Below are 16,580 nucleotides of genomic sequence, written 5' to 3'. Positions count from 1 at the left end.
CGACGCCCCCACCACGAGGAGAGACTGCGCATGAGCGCCGAGCAGCCCATCGGGCACGACATGGACCGCACCTCCCAGGAGGTGCTCGACGCGGGCATGGCCGTGCGCCGCGAGGTCCTGGGCGACGCCCACGTGGACCGCGCCGAGGCGAGGAAGGACGCCACCACCGAGGACTTCCAGAACCTGATCACCCGCTACGCATGGGGGACGATCTGGACGCGGCCCGGTCTGGACCGGCGGATGCGCTCAGCCGTGACCATCTCCGCCATGGTGGCCGGCGGCTACTGGGACGAGTGCGCCATGCACCCGCGCGCCGCCCTGCGCAACGGCCTGACCCGGGAGGAGATCCAGGAGATCCTCCTGCAGACCGCGGTCTACGCCTCCGTGCCGGCGGCGAACATCGCGTTCAAGCTCGCCCAGGAGGACGCCGACCTCGCCGAGGGCAGGCCGCTCTGAGCGCAACGTTCACAGCGCGCACGAGGCCCCATGCCCGGGAAGGACATGGGGCCTCGTCTGCGCGCTGATCAGTCGAGCTCGACGACCACCGGCTGATCGAGGGAGAGGCCGCCCCCGGAGACCTTGACCTGGGTGATCTCGGTCCCTGCCGGAACGTCGAACCACAGGTAGCCGCTGGCCACGTTGCCCGGGTTGGTCGGCTCGATGTTCATGCCGTTCTCGGTGCCGTAGATCGATGCGTCCGTGCTGTAGCTGTACTCGGCCCCGTCTGCGCTGACGAGCTTCACGCTGTCGGCGAAGAACGTCCGCTCCTCCTTGGCGTTGTTCTTCGCGCTGATCTGCACGGGCACGAACTCGCCCTGGGCCTCCGTGGAGAAGCCGGACGGGCCGACGCTCGCGACGGGCGTATCGACCGACTCAACGGTCGTGGCCCAGTCGCCCACGGTGAACTCCTGGCCGAGGCCGACCTTGGCTGCCTCGTCGCTGGAGCTGGTCTCGCCCTGGGAGGCGGCCTCTCCGCCCCCCTCCGAGGTGCTGTTCGAACCGCCGCCCATCATGGAGGCGAGGACGGCGATCACGATCAGGGCGAGCAGGCCGATCAGGGCGTACTTGAGACACCCCCCTTTCTTCTTCGCGGGGGCTGCACGACATTGCCGTTGGCGTCGTAATACACAGGATTGCTCTTGCGGGCCACGATGCTCCTTCGGGAGGGCGCAGTGATGTCACATGCCGTTGTGGCCAACGGCTGCCATGCACGGCGCGTGAATTGAGTAATGAATGATGGGAGTATCGCATGCCGTAGAGGAAGCTGGGAGTACTCCCCGGAGCATCGCGTTCCAGCTGGCCCAGGAGGTCTTCGCCCGGCACGATGCCGACCTTGCCGACGCCGGGTCCGGCGTCGTGCTGGGCATGTGGGACCCGGCCGGCCTCCTCTACGGCCTCGGACTCATGGCCGTGGCGGCCGTGACCCTTGTCCGCCGCGCCCCGTTCGGCGGGTCGATCATGGTGCGGGTGGCCCGCTGCACTTGTGACCCTTCTGGCGGCCGTTCCACCCCGGAGAAGGGTCAGAACCGCAGTCGATTCGCGGGGGCCGGTGCTACGGTCGGGCCGAGCCGCCCCACCCCCACTCTCGGAAGGACACCCATGCGTGAGCGCGTCGCCCTGATCGGAGCCGGCCCGTCCGGCATGGCCCTGCTGAGGAGCCTCGCCCTGGCCGAGGACGCGGGGGCGGCGGTCCCGGAGGTCGTGGCGTTCGAGCGCCAGGACGACTGGGGCGGCCAGTGGAACCTGGACTGGCGCACCGGCGCGGACCGCCACGGCGAGCCCGTGCACTCCGCCATGTACCGGGACCTGTGGATCAACGGGCCCAAGGAGTGCATGGAGTACCCGGACTACCCGTTCGATGCGCATTTCGGCCGCGCCGTGTCCTCGTACCTCCCGCGGGAGGCCATGCGGGACTACATCGTGGGCCGGGTGGCCGAGGTGGCCGGGCGCATCCGCCCGCAGATCCGGTTCGCCACGGCCGTCCGCTGGGTGCAGCCGCTCGACGACGGCGGGTTCGGGGTGACCTCGGAGGACCTGGTCACGCGCGAGGCCGTCACCGAGCGGTTCGACCGCGTCGTGGTGGCCACCGGGCACTTCCACACCCCGCACCTGCCGTCCTGGCCCGGCGTGGAGACCTTCCCCGGGCAGGTCCAGCACGCCCACGACTACCGAAGCCCGGAGCCGTACACGGGCCGTCGCGTGCTCGTGGTGGGCTCCTCCTACTCCGGGCAGGACCTGGCCCTGCAGCTGCACCGCGCCGGCGCCGCCCACGTGACCACCGCCTACCGTGCCCGCCCGCAGGACATCGCGTGGCCGGCCGGCATGGACGAGGCCCCCGAGGTGCAGGGGTTCGACGGTGCGGAGGTCACCTTCGCGGACGGCTCCACCGCCGAGTACGACGCCGTGCTGCTGTGCACCGGCTACCGCCACCACTACCCCTTCCTGCCGGGCGAGCTGGCGCTGGCCGGCCCGAACCTGCTGGCCCCGTTCGGGCTGTGGAAGGGCGTGGTCTGGCACGCCGACCCGCGCGTGCTCTACCTGGGTGCCACCCAGCAGCTGTTCACCCTGACGCTCCTGGACGCGCAGGCCTTCTTCGCCCGCGACGTGCTGCTCGGCCGCGTCCCGGTGCCCGGCGATGAGGAGCGTCGGGCCGACATGGACGCCTGGTTCGAGCGGATGACGCGGATCGACGGGCCGCCGGCCGCGCTGGCCTACCAGGGCGCGTACATCCAGGACCTGTCCTCCCACACGGACTGCCCGGAGGTGGACGTCGAGGCGGTGGCCCGCACCTTCCTCGAGATGCGCGACGCCCGGATCGAGGACGTCCGGACGTTCCGCGACCGGCGGCACCGCTCGACCGTGACCGGCACGCTGGCCGCGGCGCACCCGGTGCCGTGGATGGACCGCCCGGACGACTCCCTCGAGGAGTACCTCCGCCGCTTCCCGGCCTGACCCCCCACCCTGCCCTTCCCGTTCCGAATCCACTGCACTTCCGACCCTTCTGGCGGCCGTTCCGGGCCTCAGACGGGTCAGAACCGCAGTCGATTCGCGGGGGCGGGTGCTGGTGCTGGTGCGGATGCGGGTGCGGGGAGTGCTGAAGGGGGTGGGCGCTCAGCGCTGGAGCGCGGCCAGGGCGGCCTCGGCGTCGTCCGCGGCGGCGCGCAGCACCGGCAGGGCCTGCACGACGGCGGCCGCCACCTCCGGCGTGCGCGGCGCCGGCACGCGGGCCCCGGTCCGCAGGGCCGCCCGGCGCGCGCCCGGGTCGCGATGGTCCGGCCCGAGGGACAGCGCCGTGTTGATCGCCACGGCCACTCGCCCCTCGGCGTCGCGCACGGGCACGGCGACGCTGCTCAGATGGGCGTCCAGCTCCGCGGTCACCACGGCGTGGCCCTGCTCCCGCACGCGCGCCAGCTCGGCCATCAGCGCGTCCACGTCCGTGAGGGTGTGCTCCGTGGCGGGGGTGCGCGGGGCGCCTGCGAGCAGGGCACAGGCCTCGTCCTCGGGCAGGTCGGCCAGCAGCACGCGGCCCATGGACGTGGTGAACGCGGGCAGGCGCGTGCCGACGTCGAGGTTCACCCGCAGGATCCGCTCGGTGTGCACACGCGCGATGTACATCAGGTGCGCCCCGTGGAGCACGCCCGCGGAGCAGGACTGGTGCAGGCGCTGCGAGGCCTGGGTGAGGATCGGCCGGAGGATCTCGGAGACGGACCGGCCGGACCAGTAGCCGTGGCCGAGCTCCAGCACGCGCGGGGTCAGCGCGAACCGCCGCCCGTCCTGCACGGCGTAGCCGAGCTCCGTGAGCGTCAGCAGCATGCGCCGCGCCGTGGCCCGGGTGACCCCCGCGGCGGTCGCGGCCTCGCTCACCGAGAGCGTGGGGGTGTCCGGGGTGAACGCGCGCAGCACCGCCAGACCGGACGCCAGGGCGCGCACCACGTCCCCGCCCGACGCGGGACGTGCGCCGGGGGCGTCGACGTCGTCGGTCATGTCCGCCAGCGTAGTCCGCTATGCGCACAGCGCACGCCCGTGCGCGTCACGCACACACCCTTCCCCGCCCGCCGAGGCGGTCCTACGGTGAGGCCATGAGCCTCACCGATGCCTACGTGTTCGACGCCGTCCGCACCCCCTTCGGCAAGGTCGGCGGCGCGCTGTCGGGGGTGCGCCCCGACGACATGGCCGCCCACGTGGTCCGCACCCTCGTGGACCGCGCCCCGGGCCTGGAGGGCCTGCGCGCCGCGTCCGCCCAGGCCGTGGCCGACGCCGCCGCCGGCCGCCCGATCGAGGCCGGCACGGACGCCGCCGCCCCGCAGCGGATCGACGAGGTCGTCTTCGGCAACGCCAACGGCGCGGGCGAGGAGAACCGCAACGTGGCCCGCATGGCCACCCTCCTGGCCGGCCTGCCGCTGTCCATCCCCGGCACCACCGTGAACCGCCTCTGCGGCTCCTCCCTGGACGCGGCGATCATCGCCTCCCGCCAGATCAACACCGGCGAGGCGGACGTGGTCCTCGTGGGCGGCGTGGAGTCGATGTCCCGTGCCCCGTGGGTGCTGCCCAAGACCACCCGCCCGTTCCCCATGCACGACCTGGCGGCGGCGAACACCACGCTCGGCTGGCGCCTGATCAATGACGCGATGCCGCCGGAGTGGACCGTCTCGCTCGGCGAGGCCACGGAGCTGCTGCGCGAGCGCTTCGGCATCTCCCGCGAGCGCCAGGACGAGTTCGCCGCGCGCTCGCACCGCCTTACCGCGCGGGCGTGGGACGAGGGGCGGTATGACTCCCTCGTGGCCGCCGTGCCCGGCACGGACCTGGAGCGGGACGAGACCGTCCGCCCGGACTCCACCCCCGAGACCCTCGCCGGCCTGCGCACCGTGTTCCGCCGGGAGAACGGCACCGTCACGGCGGGCAACGCCTCGCCCATGAACGACGGCGCCTCGGCCGCCCTCCTGGGCTCGTCGACGGGCGCCGATGTGCTCGGCCTGGAGCCCCTGGCCCGCATCGCCGGCCGCGCCACCGCCGCCAACGAGCCCGACTTCTTCGGCTACGCGCCGGTGGAGGCGGTGAACCGGGCCCTGTCCCGCGCCGGGATCGGCTGGAAGGACGTGGCCGCCGTCGAGCTCAACGAGGCCTTCGCCGCCCAGTCCCTGGCCTGCACGGACGCCTGGGGCGTGGACCCGGAGATCGTGAACGCCTGGGGCGGCGCGATCGCGATCGGCCACCCCCTCGGGGCCTCCGGCACCCGCGTGCTCGGCACGCTGGCCCGCCGCCTCGAGGCCTCCGGTGAGCGGTGGGGCGTGGCCGCGCTGTGCATCGGCGTGGGCCAGGGCATCGCCGTCGTCCTCGAGAACGTGGCCGCGCGCTGACGCGTCCGGCCGAGCACCCACCCGACCCCCTCATCCAAGGAGTCCCCATGCTGGAGTTCGTGGACACGGCCGCGCAGGCCGTCTCCCGCATCACCGACGGCGCCACGGTGCTGATCGGCGGGTTCGGCAACGCCGGCCAGCCGATGGAGCTGATCGACGCGCTGCTCGAGTCCGGGGCCACCGGCCTCACGGTGGTCAACAACAACGCGGGCCAGGCGGACGCGGGCCTGGCGCTGCTGATCAAGGAGCGGCGGGTCGCCAAGATCATCTGCTCGTTCCCGCGCCACTCCGACTCGTGGCATTTCGACGAGGCCTACCGTGCCGGGGAGATCGAGCTGGAGCTCGTCCCGCAGGGCAACCTGGCCGAGCGCCTGCGCGCCGGCGGCGCCGGCATCGGCGGCTTCTTCACGCCCACCGGCTACGGCACGCAGCTGGCCGAGGGCAAGGAGGTCCGCGAGATCGACGGCACGCACTACGTGCTGGAGGCCCCGATCCGCGGCGATGTCGCGCTCATCAAGGCGTACGCGGCGGACCGCCACGGCAACCTCGTGTACCGCAAGACCGCCCGCAACTTCGGACCCGTCATGGCCGCGGCCGCCGCCACCACGATCGTCCAGGTGGACGAGGTCCGCGAGGAGCCGATCGACCCGGAGCACGTGGTGACCCCCGGCATCTACACGGACACCGTGGTGCGGATCGACACCGAGTCCGGGGAGAAGGAGCGCGCCGAGCGGGCTGCCCTGGCGGAGGGCCGGCCGAAGCCGTGCGCGGCCACGACGACCGCGGCCGAGCCGGCCGCCGAGGGGAAGTGAGGAGAGCGATGAGCATCACCCAGACCGACACCCCGCTGACCCAGGACGAACTGGCCCGTACGATCGCGGCGGACATCGCCCCCGGCTCCTTCGTGAACCTGGGCATCGGCCAGCCCACCACGGTGTCCAACTACCTGGAGGCGGAGAAGAACGTCACCCTGCACACCGAGAACGGCATGCTGGGCTTCGGCCCGCAGGCCGAGGGCGAGCAGATCGATGAAGACCTCATCAACGCCGGCAAGATCCCCGTCACCGAGCTGCCCGGGGCCGCGTACTTCCACCACGCCGACTCGTTCGCCATGATGCGCGGCGGCCACCTGGACGTGTGCGTCCTCGGCGCCTACCAGGTCTCCGCGACCGGCGACCTCGCCAACTGGTCCACGGGCAAGCCCGGGGCGATCCCCGCCGTCGGGGGTGCGATGGACCTGGCGATCGGCGCCAAGGACACCTACGTGATGATGGATCTCTTCACCAAGAAGGGCGATCCGAAGCTGCTGGCCGAGTGCACGTTCCCCCTCACCGGCGTCGGCTGCGTCTCCCGCATCTACGCGGATCGGGGCGTCTTCCTGCTGGACGCCTCCGGGGTCGTGCGGGTCCGCGAGCTGCACGGCATCACGTGGGAGGAGCTGGAGGCGGCGCACCCCGGCGTGCGGTTCGAGAAGCTCGAGGACTGAGCCGCGGCGCCGCAGCCACCGGCCCCACGGGCTCTCGGAGGCCTGCGCCGTCGTCGACTTGTCCTGGGGAGCAACGTCGGTTGACTTATCCCGGGTGCGGCGGCCTACGACCGGTGATAACTCAACCGACGACGTCGGCCCGCAGGCCGCCCCGCGCCGTGAAAGGCCAGCGGCACGCCACGGGCGAGGCCCCCGAGCGCGGCCGGAATGTGCCGAGGAATCTCCTTGACACCCCACCGGGGGGGATGATGATTACCCTACTCACAGGGGTATGAGAGACATCACAGATGGTCAGGGGGATCTTCTGGGTGTCACACAGCAAGGAGGCCATCATGGCCCTGCTCAGGAAGACTGCCGCGTGGGGAGCCGCTGCGGTCGGTGCTGTGGCGCGGGTGCAGTACGGGGCCCTGTCCGAGCCCATCGGTGGGAACTGACCGTGACGGGCAGGGGACTCCGGACGCTCGGGCTGCTCGTCACCCGTGCCGTGCTGCTCGTGGCACTGTGCGGGCTGGCGCTGAGCCTCGTGGGCTCCCTGTCCGTCCACCATCGGCAGTACTTCGGAGCCGCGGAGTGCGGGCCGGCCGTCTGGGATGTCGGCATCGGAGGCGGCGGCGAGGTCTGGTCCGTGGCAGAGGCCGCCACGACCGGGCGGAACCTCACCCTGATGGCGAGCGGGGCGGACCCCGGCGTGCGCCACCTGGCCGGCCCCGCGGCCCCGTGTCTTGCGGGCATCGACGTGCCGACCTTGGAATCTCTGCGGGCAGCGCGAGGGTTTCTGCTGCGCGAGGGCAGCATTCTGGCCGACCGGGCCGCTCGGAGCGGGGAACTGGCCGGTCGGCCGGTGGCCCTCGCCTCCGCGGCGGACTGGCGAGGACTGCCCTCGGACGGGGTGATCCAGCCGACCCCGGCGTTCGACAACGCCGCCGCCTACGTCGGATTCCTCGTGGGCGACCCCGCCGACCTGGACGGATTCCTGCAGAACCTGCGAACCGCCGGCCTGGAAGTCGACGCGGCGCCGGCACCCTCGGCGATGACCGCGTCGCTCGGGACGCCCGTGCTCGGCGTGACCTCGTCGCTGACCGGCCTCACTCTGATGAGCGTCACGGCGTTCTGGGTGCTGACTCTGCGCGCGGGGGATCGTCCCTCTTTGCGGGTGCTGCGCCTGCTCGGGGTCTCCCCGCTCCGGGCCGCCGTGTCTCGGGCTCGCGTGAGCCTGGTGCCGTTCCTCGGCGCTGCGGGGATCTCGGCCGCGCTGTGGCAGGGGATGGTGCTGACTGGCGCGGTCACGGAACCGTCCCCGCTCGTCGCGAGTGGCGTCATCCTGGTCGTGCTGCTGGGCGATGCCGTGCTCGTGTCGGCGACCCATGTGGTCGCCCTCTGGATGCGAGCGCCCCGGTGAACCTCCGGAGTCTCGGTGTGGCCTGGAGCGAGGGGTTGCGCGACACCTTGAGGTTCTGGCCGTTGGTGCTGGTCGCCTTCGTCCACGCGGTCGCCTCGTGCTCGCTCTTGGGACTGTCCTTCCAGCAGGCGAGCGAGGCACAGGAGGTCGATCGGCACCTGCAACGGTGGGAGCAGCTCGGCGCGGCCTCGTTGCGGGGCTTCTACCTCGCGGCGCCAGGGCATCTGGAGGGAGGCGGCGCCGCCCCTGGCGAATCGCAGCAGGAGCCGCCCGAGCCCGACCTCTCTGCCGACTCCAAGGCCGCCTCCGCCGACGACGGTCGGCGCGCCGCCGCGCTGTTGGCCCTCCTGGAGGACCCGCACCGGACGGCGTACACGATGGACCCCTACGGGGACCGGTTCGGCGACGACCTCCCCGGCGCCCTGCTGGTGACCGAGGACTTCTTCGCCGGGTCCGGTCTCGCCGCGGCGATGTCTCCGACGGGTCAGTCCCCGCATCGCGACGCCGACGGCACTGCCGCTCCCTACGCGGTGCTGGGCAGCGACTCCTCGGCGAAGGACCCGTACGCGCTCACGGTCGGGGGCGTCCTGCCGCCGCCGACGCGTGTGCAGTTCCAGGACGCCATGATCCCGGTGACCGGACGACTGGCGCCGGGCGCCACCGCTCTGGATCCGATGATGGGATCGGTTCCGCTGGACGGAGCCGTCCTGGTGGTCGTCCCGCCCTCGGCGCTGGCGAGCCTGTACCCGCCAGACGCGCTGGAGGCCATCCTGCTGCGCACCATCGTCCTGGGCCAGGACGCCGTCCCGGCGCTGGATGCGGCCGGACGAGCCCTCGAAACGGACGCTCTGGTGGTCAACGCTGAGCCCTTGACCCCGCAGTCCTCTGCGCTGCTGCAGTCCCTGAGCGCCAGCTCCCGCACGCTGCTCGTCCTGTTCGGCGCGGCGGTGCTCGGCGCCGTCGTCTCCCTGTTCGGCGTTCTCGGCGTGCTCGCCCGGGCTCTCGCCCCCACCTGGCGGATCGCCGCGATGGTGGGCGCCGCCCGCTGGCAGGCCGCGGTGCGGATCATCGTTCCCGTGCTCTTCGCGTGGGTCCTGCCGGCCGCCGTCGGTCTCACCGCGGGCGCGTCCGCCCTGCCGGGGCCGCCGCCCACCGGTCTGACGTCCACCGCGCTCATCGCCGTCATGGCGATCGGCGCCGTCGCCACCCTGTCCTCCTGGCGCGCACTCGCGGCGACCTTCGGCCGCCGCCCCCGCCGCCACCGGCCGACCAAGGAGACCGCACGAGCCTCCTCGAAGTCCACGACGTGGACAAGACGTTCCTCTCCGGCGGGGAGGCGGTGCCCGTCCTCCGGGGGGCCTCTCTGCTGGTTCCGGCCGGTGAGATGCACGCCGTCACCGGGCCTTCCGGGTCCGGGAAATCCACCCTGCTGCGGATCCTCGCGTGCCTGGACTCCCCGGACTCGGGTCGCGTCCTGCTCGGGGGCGAACCTCTCCCGGAGCCGTGGAGCCGGGGCGGGGACCGGTATCGGAACCAGCGGTGCGGCATCGTCCTGCAGGACTTCGCCCTCATGGAGCACGCCACCGCACTGGAGAACGTGATGCTGCCCCTGCGCTACGGCCCGGACCGGGTCCCGCGTGGGGAGCAGCGACGCCGCGCGGGGGAGGCCCTCGAGCGGGTGGGGTTGGGAATGCGCACGGGTCACCGGGCCCGCACGCTGTCCGGCGGGGAGAAGCAGCGGGTGGCCGTCGCCCGGGCTCTCATCAACGAGCCGCCGCTGGTCCTGGCGGACGAGCCGACGGGTGCGCTGGACCAGGCGAGGACGCGGGACGTCGTCGACCTGCTGCGCGGAGCCGTGGGGCCTGAGCGAGCCGTGGTGGTCGTGACCCATGACCCGAGGGTGGCGGCCGCCTGCGACCGGCGCTGGCACCTCGTGGACGGGGAGCTGGCACCACAGGACTGAAGCGGCGCGCGCCGTCGTCGACTTCTCGTGGGGAGCAACGCCGGTTGACTTATCCCGGGTGCGGCGGCCTACGACCGGTGACAACTCAACCGACGACGGCGGCCCGCACCTTCACGCGCAGGTGCGGGCCGACGTCGTCCCGGCGGGGTGCTCAGGCGGTGCGCAGCACCATGCCCGGGTGGAGCAGGGTCGAGACCGTCATGCCGTTGAGGCGTTGCAGGCGCTCCATGGAGACGCCCGTGCGCTGGGCGATGAGCCACCAGCCGTCGTTCGCCTGGACCACGTAGGTGGCGGGCGAGGGCGCCGGGGCGGAGGCGGTCTGGCCGGTCCGCAGCACCATCCCCGGGTGCAGCACGGTGGTCGCGGTCATGCCGTTGAGGCGCTGGAGGGTCTCCATCGTCACGCCGGTGCGGTAGGCGATGATCCACCAGCCGTCGCCCTCGCGGACCGTGTACGTGCCCGGGGCCGGGGCGGGCGCGGGCGGGGAGGCCGGCGCCGTGGCGGCCGTGACGAGCACCATCCCCGGGTGCAGGACGGTCGACGCCGTCATGCCGTTGAGCCGCTGGAGCTCCGCGGCGCTGACGCCGGTCCGTCGGGCGATGACCCACCGGCCGTCGTTCGGCTGCGCCGTGTACGTGCCGGTGGTGATGGGGGTGGGCTCCGGGGCGGTCGGGTCGGCGACGGTGCGCAGCACCATGCCCGGGTGGAGCACGGTCGACTCGGTCATGCCGTTGAGCTCCTGGAGGGTGGCCGCGGGCACGCCGGTCCGTCGGGCGATGACCCACCAGCCGTCGTTCGGCTGCACCGTGTACGTGCCGGCGGTCGACGGCTCGGTCGTCGGGGCCGGCGTCGGAGCCGGGGTGACCGGTGCCGGCGGCTGGCCGGCCGCCGTCGCGATGGCCTCGGCGCGGTCGCGCAGGTCGTCGAAGCGGGCCATCAGGTGCTGCCCCGGGCACGCGGTCGCGGACGTGGCCCGGTGCGGGAAGATCGTGTCCACGGTGACGGGCGTGCCCGCGGCGTACTTCGTGCTGCCGCCCGAGGTCAGGGTGACTCGGCCCCGCGCGTCGATGCCGTCGCGGTACAGGTAGTAGGCGGTGGCGCGGGCCATCGCGTCCACGACCTCCTCGGACGGGGCGACCACGTCGTAGTTGCCCATCGTGGAGATGCCCATCGTGCCCCGGTTGAACCCGCCCGCGTGCGTGCCCAGCGGGTTCGAGTCCAGGGCGCCGCGGCGGCCCTCGTAGATGTTGCCGAAGCGGTCCGTGATCAGGTGGTACGGGAAGTCGCCCCAGCCGAGGGTCTTCGTGTAGTACGCGTAGATGCCGCGCATCTGCTCCACGGCCTGGGCGCGCGTGTAGTCGTTGGTGCCGGCCGTGTGGTGGATGGTCAGCGCGCGCACCTGGTCGAACTGCGGGGAGGACTCGGCCCAGGACTCGTCCGCGCCCCACTGCGCGCGGGTGATCACGTCCGGGAGGATCTTCGCGCGCGCATCCGAGGCCGTGGCCACGGTGTGGGCCTCGGCGGGTGCGGCGCCCCCGACGACGGCGCTCGACTTCACGCCCCGGGGCAGGCCGGCGGTCTCGGCTGCCTGCTCGGCGGCCACCGCCGGGTGCGCGCTCGCGACGGTCTCGTCCGTGGCGGCCGTGCCCGGGTCGATGAGGGACAGCTCGAGGCCGGCCGGGGCTGCGCCGTCGGGCAGGACGGGCCGATCCAGGACCTGCCACGGGCCCCAGGCCCCGTCCTGACGCACGCGGATCTCCACGCGCTCGACGGCGTCGTCCGCCGCGGCGTCCCACACGGCGGCGGCCACCGTGAACGGGCGGTCCACCACGGGCTCGCCGAGCACGACGCCGGCCGGAGCCTCCTCGGCCGGGACGAGGTTCTCGCCCTCCTGCGGGACGGTCGCGACGCCGGCGACCGCGACGGCGGGCGCGAGCGGGCGGGGGGATGCGGCGGAGCGCGGCGGGAGAATCTTCATGCGGATGCCGTCGGAAGGTGGAGTGCCCGAGGAATGACAGGCGCGGGCCGTGTCGCATCCCCGGGGCGGTGACGTGGTGAGGGCGGGATGACGGCCGGAGAGCCGTCGTGATCGTAGCGTGATCGACCATTCCCGGGGACCTTTTTCTCGGGCCTGTCAGGTGATTTCACGCCCCCGTGATGTCCGGTTCACCCATTCACAGGTGGGCACGGTGTGGCGCCGGGGCGGAGCACAGCGGAGGGGTGTCGGGTCCGCGCCGGGGGATACGGTGGCGGGAGACCACCACGGGCCGCCCGGCCCGGGAACCAGAGGAGGCAGACCATGGCGGAGCCGATCCACATCGGCGCGGCGGCGGACGTCCCGGAGGGCGAGGCGATCGTCGTCCCGGCGGCGACGGCGGGGACGAGGGACGACGTCGCGGTGTTCCACACGGACGCGGGCGAGTTCCACGCGATCGACGACACGTGCACCCACGAGGACGCCTCGCTGGCCGAGGGCTGGCTCGAGGACGACCGCGTGGAGTGCCCGCTGCACGCCGCGCAGTTCTGCCTGCGCACCGGCGAGGCGCTCTGCCTGCCCGCCACCAAGGGCGTCGGCGTGCACCGCGTCGAGGAGCGCGAGGGCCAGCTCTACCTCGTCCCCGGCGCATGAACCACGACGTCGACGCCCCGGCAGGCATGCCCGGCTCGGTCGCGGTGGTGGGCGGCGGCGTCGCGGGCTTCGCCGTGGTCCGCGAGCTGCGGCGCCGCGGCTTCGCGGGCGGGATCGCCCTCGTGGACCCGCAGGGCGTGCCCTATGACCGGCCGCCCCTGAGCAAGGAGTTCCTGACCGGCGACACGGACGCGCACCGCCTGCTGCTCGCCCCGCCGGCGTGGTTCGCCGAGCACGGGGTGGAGCTGGTGGAGGACCTGGCGGTCCGGGTGGTGCCGGGCGGTGTCCACCCCGACGGCGGCCCCGCGCCCCACCGGGTGGAGACGGCCTCCGGGCGGGTCCTGGACGCGGACGCGGTCGTGCTCGCCACGGGCGGGCGACCCCGGGCCCTCGACGTCGCCGGCGCCGACCACCCGGACCTGATCACCCTGCGCACCCGCGCCGACGCCGAGGCCCTGCGCGACCGCCTGACGTTCGGGGCCGAGGTGGCGGTCGTGGGCGGCGGCTTCACGGGGGCGGAGGTCGCGGCCGCGGCGCGCCGCTCGCTCGCCGCGGTGACGCTCGTGACCGGGACGGACGCCCCGGCTCGCGCGGCGGTCGGGCCGGCGCTGGCCGCCCGCCTGCACCGGATGCACGTCGAGCACGGGGTCGCTGTCGAGGTCGGCCGGGCGGCCTGGATCGAGCACCGGGATGCCGACGGCGGCGCCGCGCTGCCGGCCGCCCACCGGCTCCACCTCCACGACGGGCGGACCGTGGACGCCGACGTCGTGGTGCTGGCCGGCGGCACCGTGCCGGACACCGCCCTCGCCGAGGACGCCGGTCTGGAGGTGGCCGACGGCGTGCTCACGGACGCGATGGGCCGCACGACCGTGCCCGGGATCCTGGCCGTGGGCGATGCCGCGCGGGCCCGGGGGTCCGCGTGGGCGCCGTCGCGGCACTGGGAGCCGGCGCTGCGTTCCGGTGCGGCCGCCGCGGCGGCGATCCTGGGGGAGCAGGCGGACGCCCCGGGCGCCCCGTGGTTCTGGTCCGACCGGTACGACGCCCACGTGGAGGCCGTGGGGGACATGACGGTGCCGGCCGGCGGGCGGATCGTGGACCGCGAGGTGCGCGGCGTCGTGGTGGCGAGCTTCGCGCTGGCCGCGGACGGGACCCTGCGCGGGGCCGCGTCGATTGACGACCCCATGACCGTCAAGGCCGCCCGGCGCATCATCGACCGGGGGATCGTGGTGGACGCCGCCGCGCTCGCGGACCCGGCCGTGCCGGTCAAGTCGCTGGCGCGGGGGGTGAGGGCGCCCGTTTCGTCAACGAAAGCGGTCAGGTGCCGCAGTAGGTGACGAACGGGGCCCCGTCCGCCGGACCCGGCTCCGCGTACCGCTCGAACCCGGGGCGCGGAGTGAAGGGATCCGTGACGGCCTCGAGCAGCCGGTGGACGGCGGTGAGGTCCCCGTCCTCCGCGGCCGTCAGGGCCTCGTCGAGCAGGTGGTTCCGCGGGATGTAGACGGGGTTCACCGCGCGCATGCGGGCCGGATCGGGACCCATCGCCCGCCACTCCGCGAGCCAGGCGGCGAGCCCCGCGGGGTCCGGGGCGCCGGGGACGAGCCGTGCCGCCTCGGTGCGCGCCGCGTCGTCGTCCACGGGCGCCGCCGTGTGCTCGGCCAGCCGCACCCAGAACGAGGTCCAGTCGGCCCGCGCCGCGGCCAGCCACGGGAACAGGCGGTCGGTGAGCGCGGCGACGTCGTCCTCCGCCACGGACGCCGGGAGGCCGAGCTTGTCCCGCAGTCCGCCCCGCCACGCCGCGAGATGGGCGCCGTGGAACCTGCCCAGCGCCTCCTGGGCGAGTGGGACGGCGCGGTCGGGGTCGTCGTCGAGCACGGGCACGAGGGCCTCGCCGAGTCGGGCGAGGTTCCACGCGGCGATGGGCCCCTGGTTGCCGTACGCGTACCGGCCCTGGGTGTCGATCGAGGAGAAGCTCGCGGCCGGGTCGAAGGCGTCGATGAACGCGCAGGGGCCGTAGTCGATGGTCTCGCCGGACAGGGTCATGTTGTCCGTGTTCATCACACCGTGCACGAAGCCGACGAGCATCCAGCGGGAGACGAGCTCGGCCTGCGCGGCGATCACCGCCTCGTAGAGCGCGAGCGCGGGGTGCTCGGCGTCGGTGGCGTGCGGGTGGTGGCGGGCGATGGACTCGTCGACGATCCGGCGCAGCACCTCCGTGGGGTGCGCCTGCTCGGGGAGGGCGGCGGCGTACTGGGCCGTGCCGACGCGCAGGTGCGACGCGGCCGTCCGGGCCAGCACCGCGCCCGGCAGCACGGTCTCGCGGCGGACCGGGTGGCCCGTGGCGACGACGGCGAGCGCCCGCGTGGTCGGCACGCCGAGGGCGTGCATCGCCTCGGAGACCACGTACTCGCGGAGCATGGGGCCGAGTACGGCCTGCCCGTCGGCGTTGCCGCGCGCGAAGGGCGTGCGACCGGAGCCCTTGAGATGCAGGTCGTGGAGCCGACCGTCCGGAGCCGTGAGCTCGCCGAGGAGGAGGGCGCGCCCGTCACCCAGGCGGGGGGAGTAGTGGCCGAACTGGTGGCCCGCGTACGCCTGCGCGACCGGCCGCGCGTCCGGGCCGGACTGCTCGCCGGTGAGGAAGCGGACGCCGTCGTCGCTGGCGAGCCACTCGGCGTCGAGGCCGAGCTCCGCCGCGAGGCCGGCGTTGAGCAGGACGAGCCGCGGGCCGTCCGTGGCCTGGGCCTGCCAGGGCAGGGCGAGCTCGGGGAAGGTGTCGGCGAAATGCGAGCTCAGGGCGGGAACGGACGTGGTCATAGGGCCACGCTACGTGGGGGAGGACGGGTGTTCACGGGCCGACTCCCACCGCACCCGTCCTTTCGAGGCGGGAAATCGACCCCACGGGCGTGGACCAGAGCGCTTTGACCTGGATTTCCCGCCTCGAAACGGGGGGCCGTGGCGGACTGCGGTGACCGTGGATCTCACCGGGTCACCCACCGAACGCGGCCGCCCGGCGCCGCACCCGCGCGACGACGTCCGCGTAGTCGTTCCGAGCGTCGGCCCACATGACCTTGATCGAGAGCCAGTCGTGGTCGGCGCACCAGCGGTCGCGCAGCACGTCGCGGGCCTGCTGCTCGGCGGTGCGGTGGTGCTCGCCTTCGTATTGCAACGCGAGGCGCCACGGCCGATACCCGAGGTCGACCGTCGGAGCGCGGCGGTCTGACGGGTCCAGCCGGCACTGCACCTCGGGCTCCGGCAGCCCGGCATCGACGAGCGCCAGCCGCAGACGCGTCTCGCGCGGCGAATCCGCCCCCACGCGCATCCTCGCCAGCGCTGCCCGGGCCAGTCCGCGCCCCCGGAAACGTCCCCGTTCGGCCAGCGATCGGACGAGCTCCTCCGGGGTGTAGGCGGGATCCCCGCGTCCGCCGCCGGGCAGCCACGGCGGGCAGAGCAGGGCGTCACCGGCGACGACGACGTCCCGCTCCGTGAGCGCCGCCCGTGCCGCGCACAGGTCCCACAGGGTGCGGGCCGGCGTCGTCACAAGCACGCCGCCCCGCGTCATCCGCTGTCCCTCCGGCACCTCGATGCGGTGGGGCACCAGACTCGCCTGGACCGGCCGGCCGCCCGAGGTGCCGACGCTGACGTGCACCGCACCGGGGGCCAACAGCCGTGCGGGCTGTCAAGGGCCATTGAGTTCTGCCCATAGGCGGCCAGTGTTTCTTCCCGCTGGTGGCCATCAGAACTGCCCACTG

General features: G+C 73.8%; 14 protein-coding genes. 9 read left to right on the top strand and 5 right to left on the bottom strand.

The window, feature by feature from the left end; translation table 11 throughout:
- Positions 1-30: 30 nt before the first annotated feature.
- Complete coding sequence (locus tag QL983_RS05990; protein ID WP_020625039.1) at positions 31-456, top strand: carboxymuconolactone decarboxylase family protein; 426 nt, start codon at positions 31-33, stop codon at positions 454-456.
- 68 nt (positions 457-524) lie between these two features.
- Here QL983_RS05990 and QL983_RS05985 read toward each other — a convergent pair whose 3' ends face one another.
- Complete coding sequence (locus QL983_RS05985; protein WP_290151824.1) at positions 525-1,034, bottom strand: DUF4352 domain-containing protein; 510 nt, start codon at positions 1,032-1,034, stop codon at positions 525-527.
- A 199-nt stretch (positions 1,035-1,233) separates the two neighbouring features.
- Between QL983_RS05985 and QL983_RS05980 the strand changes: the two genes are divergently transcribed.
- Complete coding sequence (locus QL983_RS05980) at positions 1,234-2,952, top strand: NAD(P)/FAD-dependent oxidoreductase (protein ID WP_197459296.1); 1,719 nt, start codon at positions 1,234-1,236, stop codon at positions 2,950-2,952.
- Between the two features lie 159 nt (positions 2,953-3,111).
- On the opposite strand, the gene QL983_RS05975 is transcribed toward QL983_RS05980, so the two are convergent.
- Positions 3,112-3,984 carry an IclR family transcriptional regulator C-terminal domain-containing protein gene (locus QL983_RS05975; protein ID WP_020624471.1) on the bottom strand — a complete coding sequence of 291 codons (873 nt, stop codon included), beginning with the start codon at positions 3,982-3,984 and terminating at the stop codon, positions 3,112-3,114.
- 95 nt (positions 3,985-4,079) lie between these two features.
- Here QL983_RS05975 and QL983_RS05970 point away from each other — a divergent pair, with 95 nt between their 5' ends.
- From QL983_RS05970 to QL983_RS05950, 5 genes are all read left to right on the top strand, one after another.
- The gene (locus tag QL983_RS05970; RefSeq protein WP_020624470.1) at positions 4,080-5,357 is read left to right on the top strand and encodes a thiolase family protein; all 1,278 of its coding nucleotides are present in this window, start codon (positions 4,080-4,082) and stop codon (positions 5,355-5,357) included.
- A gap of 47 nt (positions 5,358-5,404) precedes the next feature.
- Positions 5,405-6,169, top strand: coding sequence for a 3-oxoacid CoA-transferase subunit A (locus tag QL983_RS05965; protein ID WP_036313581.1), 765 nt, complete (start codon positions 5,405-5,407; stop codon positions 6,167-6,169).
- A gap of 8 nt (positions 6,170-6,177) precedes the next feature.
- Positions 6,178-6,843, top strand: coding sequence for a 3-oxoacid CoA-transferase subunit B (locus QL983_RS05960; RefSeq protein WP_020624468.1), 666 nt, complete (start codon positions 6,178-6,180; stop codon positions 6,841-6,843).
- A 436-nt stretch (positions 6,844-7,279) separates the two neighbouring features.
- The gene (locus QL983_RS05955) at positions 7,280-8,242 is read left to right on the top strand and encodes a hypothetical protein (RefSeq protein ID WP_036313578.1); all 963 of its coding nucleotides are present in this window, start codon (positions 7,280-7,282) and stop codon (positions 8,240-8,242) included.
- A gap of 1,384 nt (positions 8,243-9,626) precedes the next feature.
- Entirely contained in the window at positions 9,627-10,205 is a 579-nt protein-coding gene (locus tag QL983_RS05950) for an ABC transporter ATP-binding protein (RefSeq protein ID WP_230297503.1), read from the top strand.
- A gap of 151 nt (positions 10,206-10,356) precedes the next feature.
- On the opposite strand, the gene QL983_RS05945 is transcribed toward QL983_RS05950, so the two are convergent.
- Positions 10,357-12,183: a LysM peptidoglycan-binding domain-containing protein gene (locus tag QL983_RS05945; protein WP_230297504.1), complete on the bottom strand. Its 1,827-nt coding sequence runs from the start codon at positions 12,181-12,183 to the stop codon at positions 10,357-10,359.
- A gap of 321 nt (positions 12,184-12,504) precedes the next feature.
- Between QL983_RS05945 and QL983_RS05940 the strand changes: the two genes are divergently transcribed.
- Complete coding sequence (locus QL983_RS05940) at positions 12,505-12,834, top strand: bifunctional 3-phenylpropionate/cinnamic acid dioxygenase ferredoxin subunit (protein ID WP_002857882.1); 330 nt, start codon at positions 12,505-12,507, stop codon at positions 12,832-12,834.
- Positions 12,831-14,168, top strand: coding sequence for an FAD-dependent oxidoreductase (locus QL983_RS05935; protein ID WP_051995197.1), 1,338 nt, complete (start codon positions 12,831-12,833; stop codon positions 14,166-14,168). The genes QL983_RS05940 and QL983_RS05935 overlap by 4 nt, the downstream gene beginning before the upstream one ends.
- Here QL983_RS05935 and QL983_RS05930 read toward each other — a convergent pair.
- Together QL983_RS05930 and QL983_RS05925 are read right to left on the bottom strand one after the other, a co-directional pair.
- Positions 14,149-15,645: a protein adenylyltransferase SelO family protein gene (locus tag QL983_RS05930; protein WP_036313565.1), complete on the bottom strand. Its 1,497-nt coding sequence runs from the start codon at positions 15,643-15,645 to the stop codon at positions 14,149-14,151. The two genes, QL983_RS05935 and QL983_RS05930, sit on opposite strands and share 20 nt — an antisense overlap.
- Positions 15,646-15,817: 172 nt before the next feature.
- Complete coding sequence (locus QL983_RS05925) at positions 15,818-16,426, bottom strand: hypothetical protein (RefSeq protein WP_290151815.1); 609 nt, start codon at positions 16,424-16,426, stop codon at positions 15,818-15,820.
- Positions 16,427-16,580 lie beyond the last annotated feature (154 nt).

It is taken from the genome of Micrococcus sp. APC 4021 (assembly GCF_030407635.1).
GTDB lineage: Bacteria > Actinomycetota > Actinomycetes > Actinomycetales > Micrococcaceae > Micrococcus > Micrococcus luteus.
Note: the sequence above shows the minus strand (reverse complement) of the source record. Positions and strands in the feature narration are given on the sequence as shown.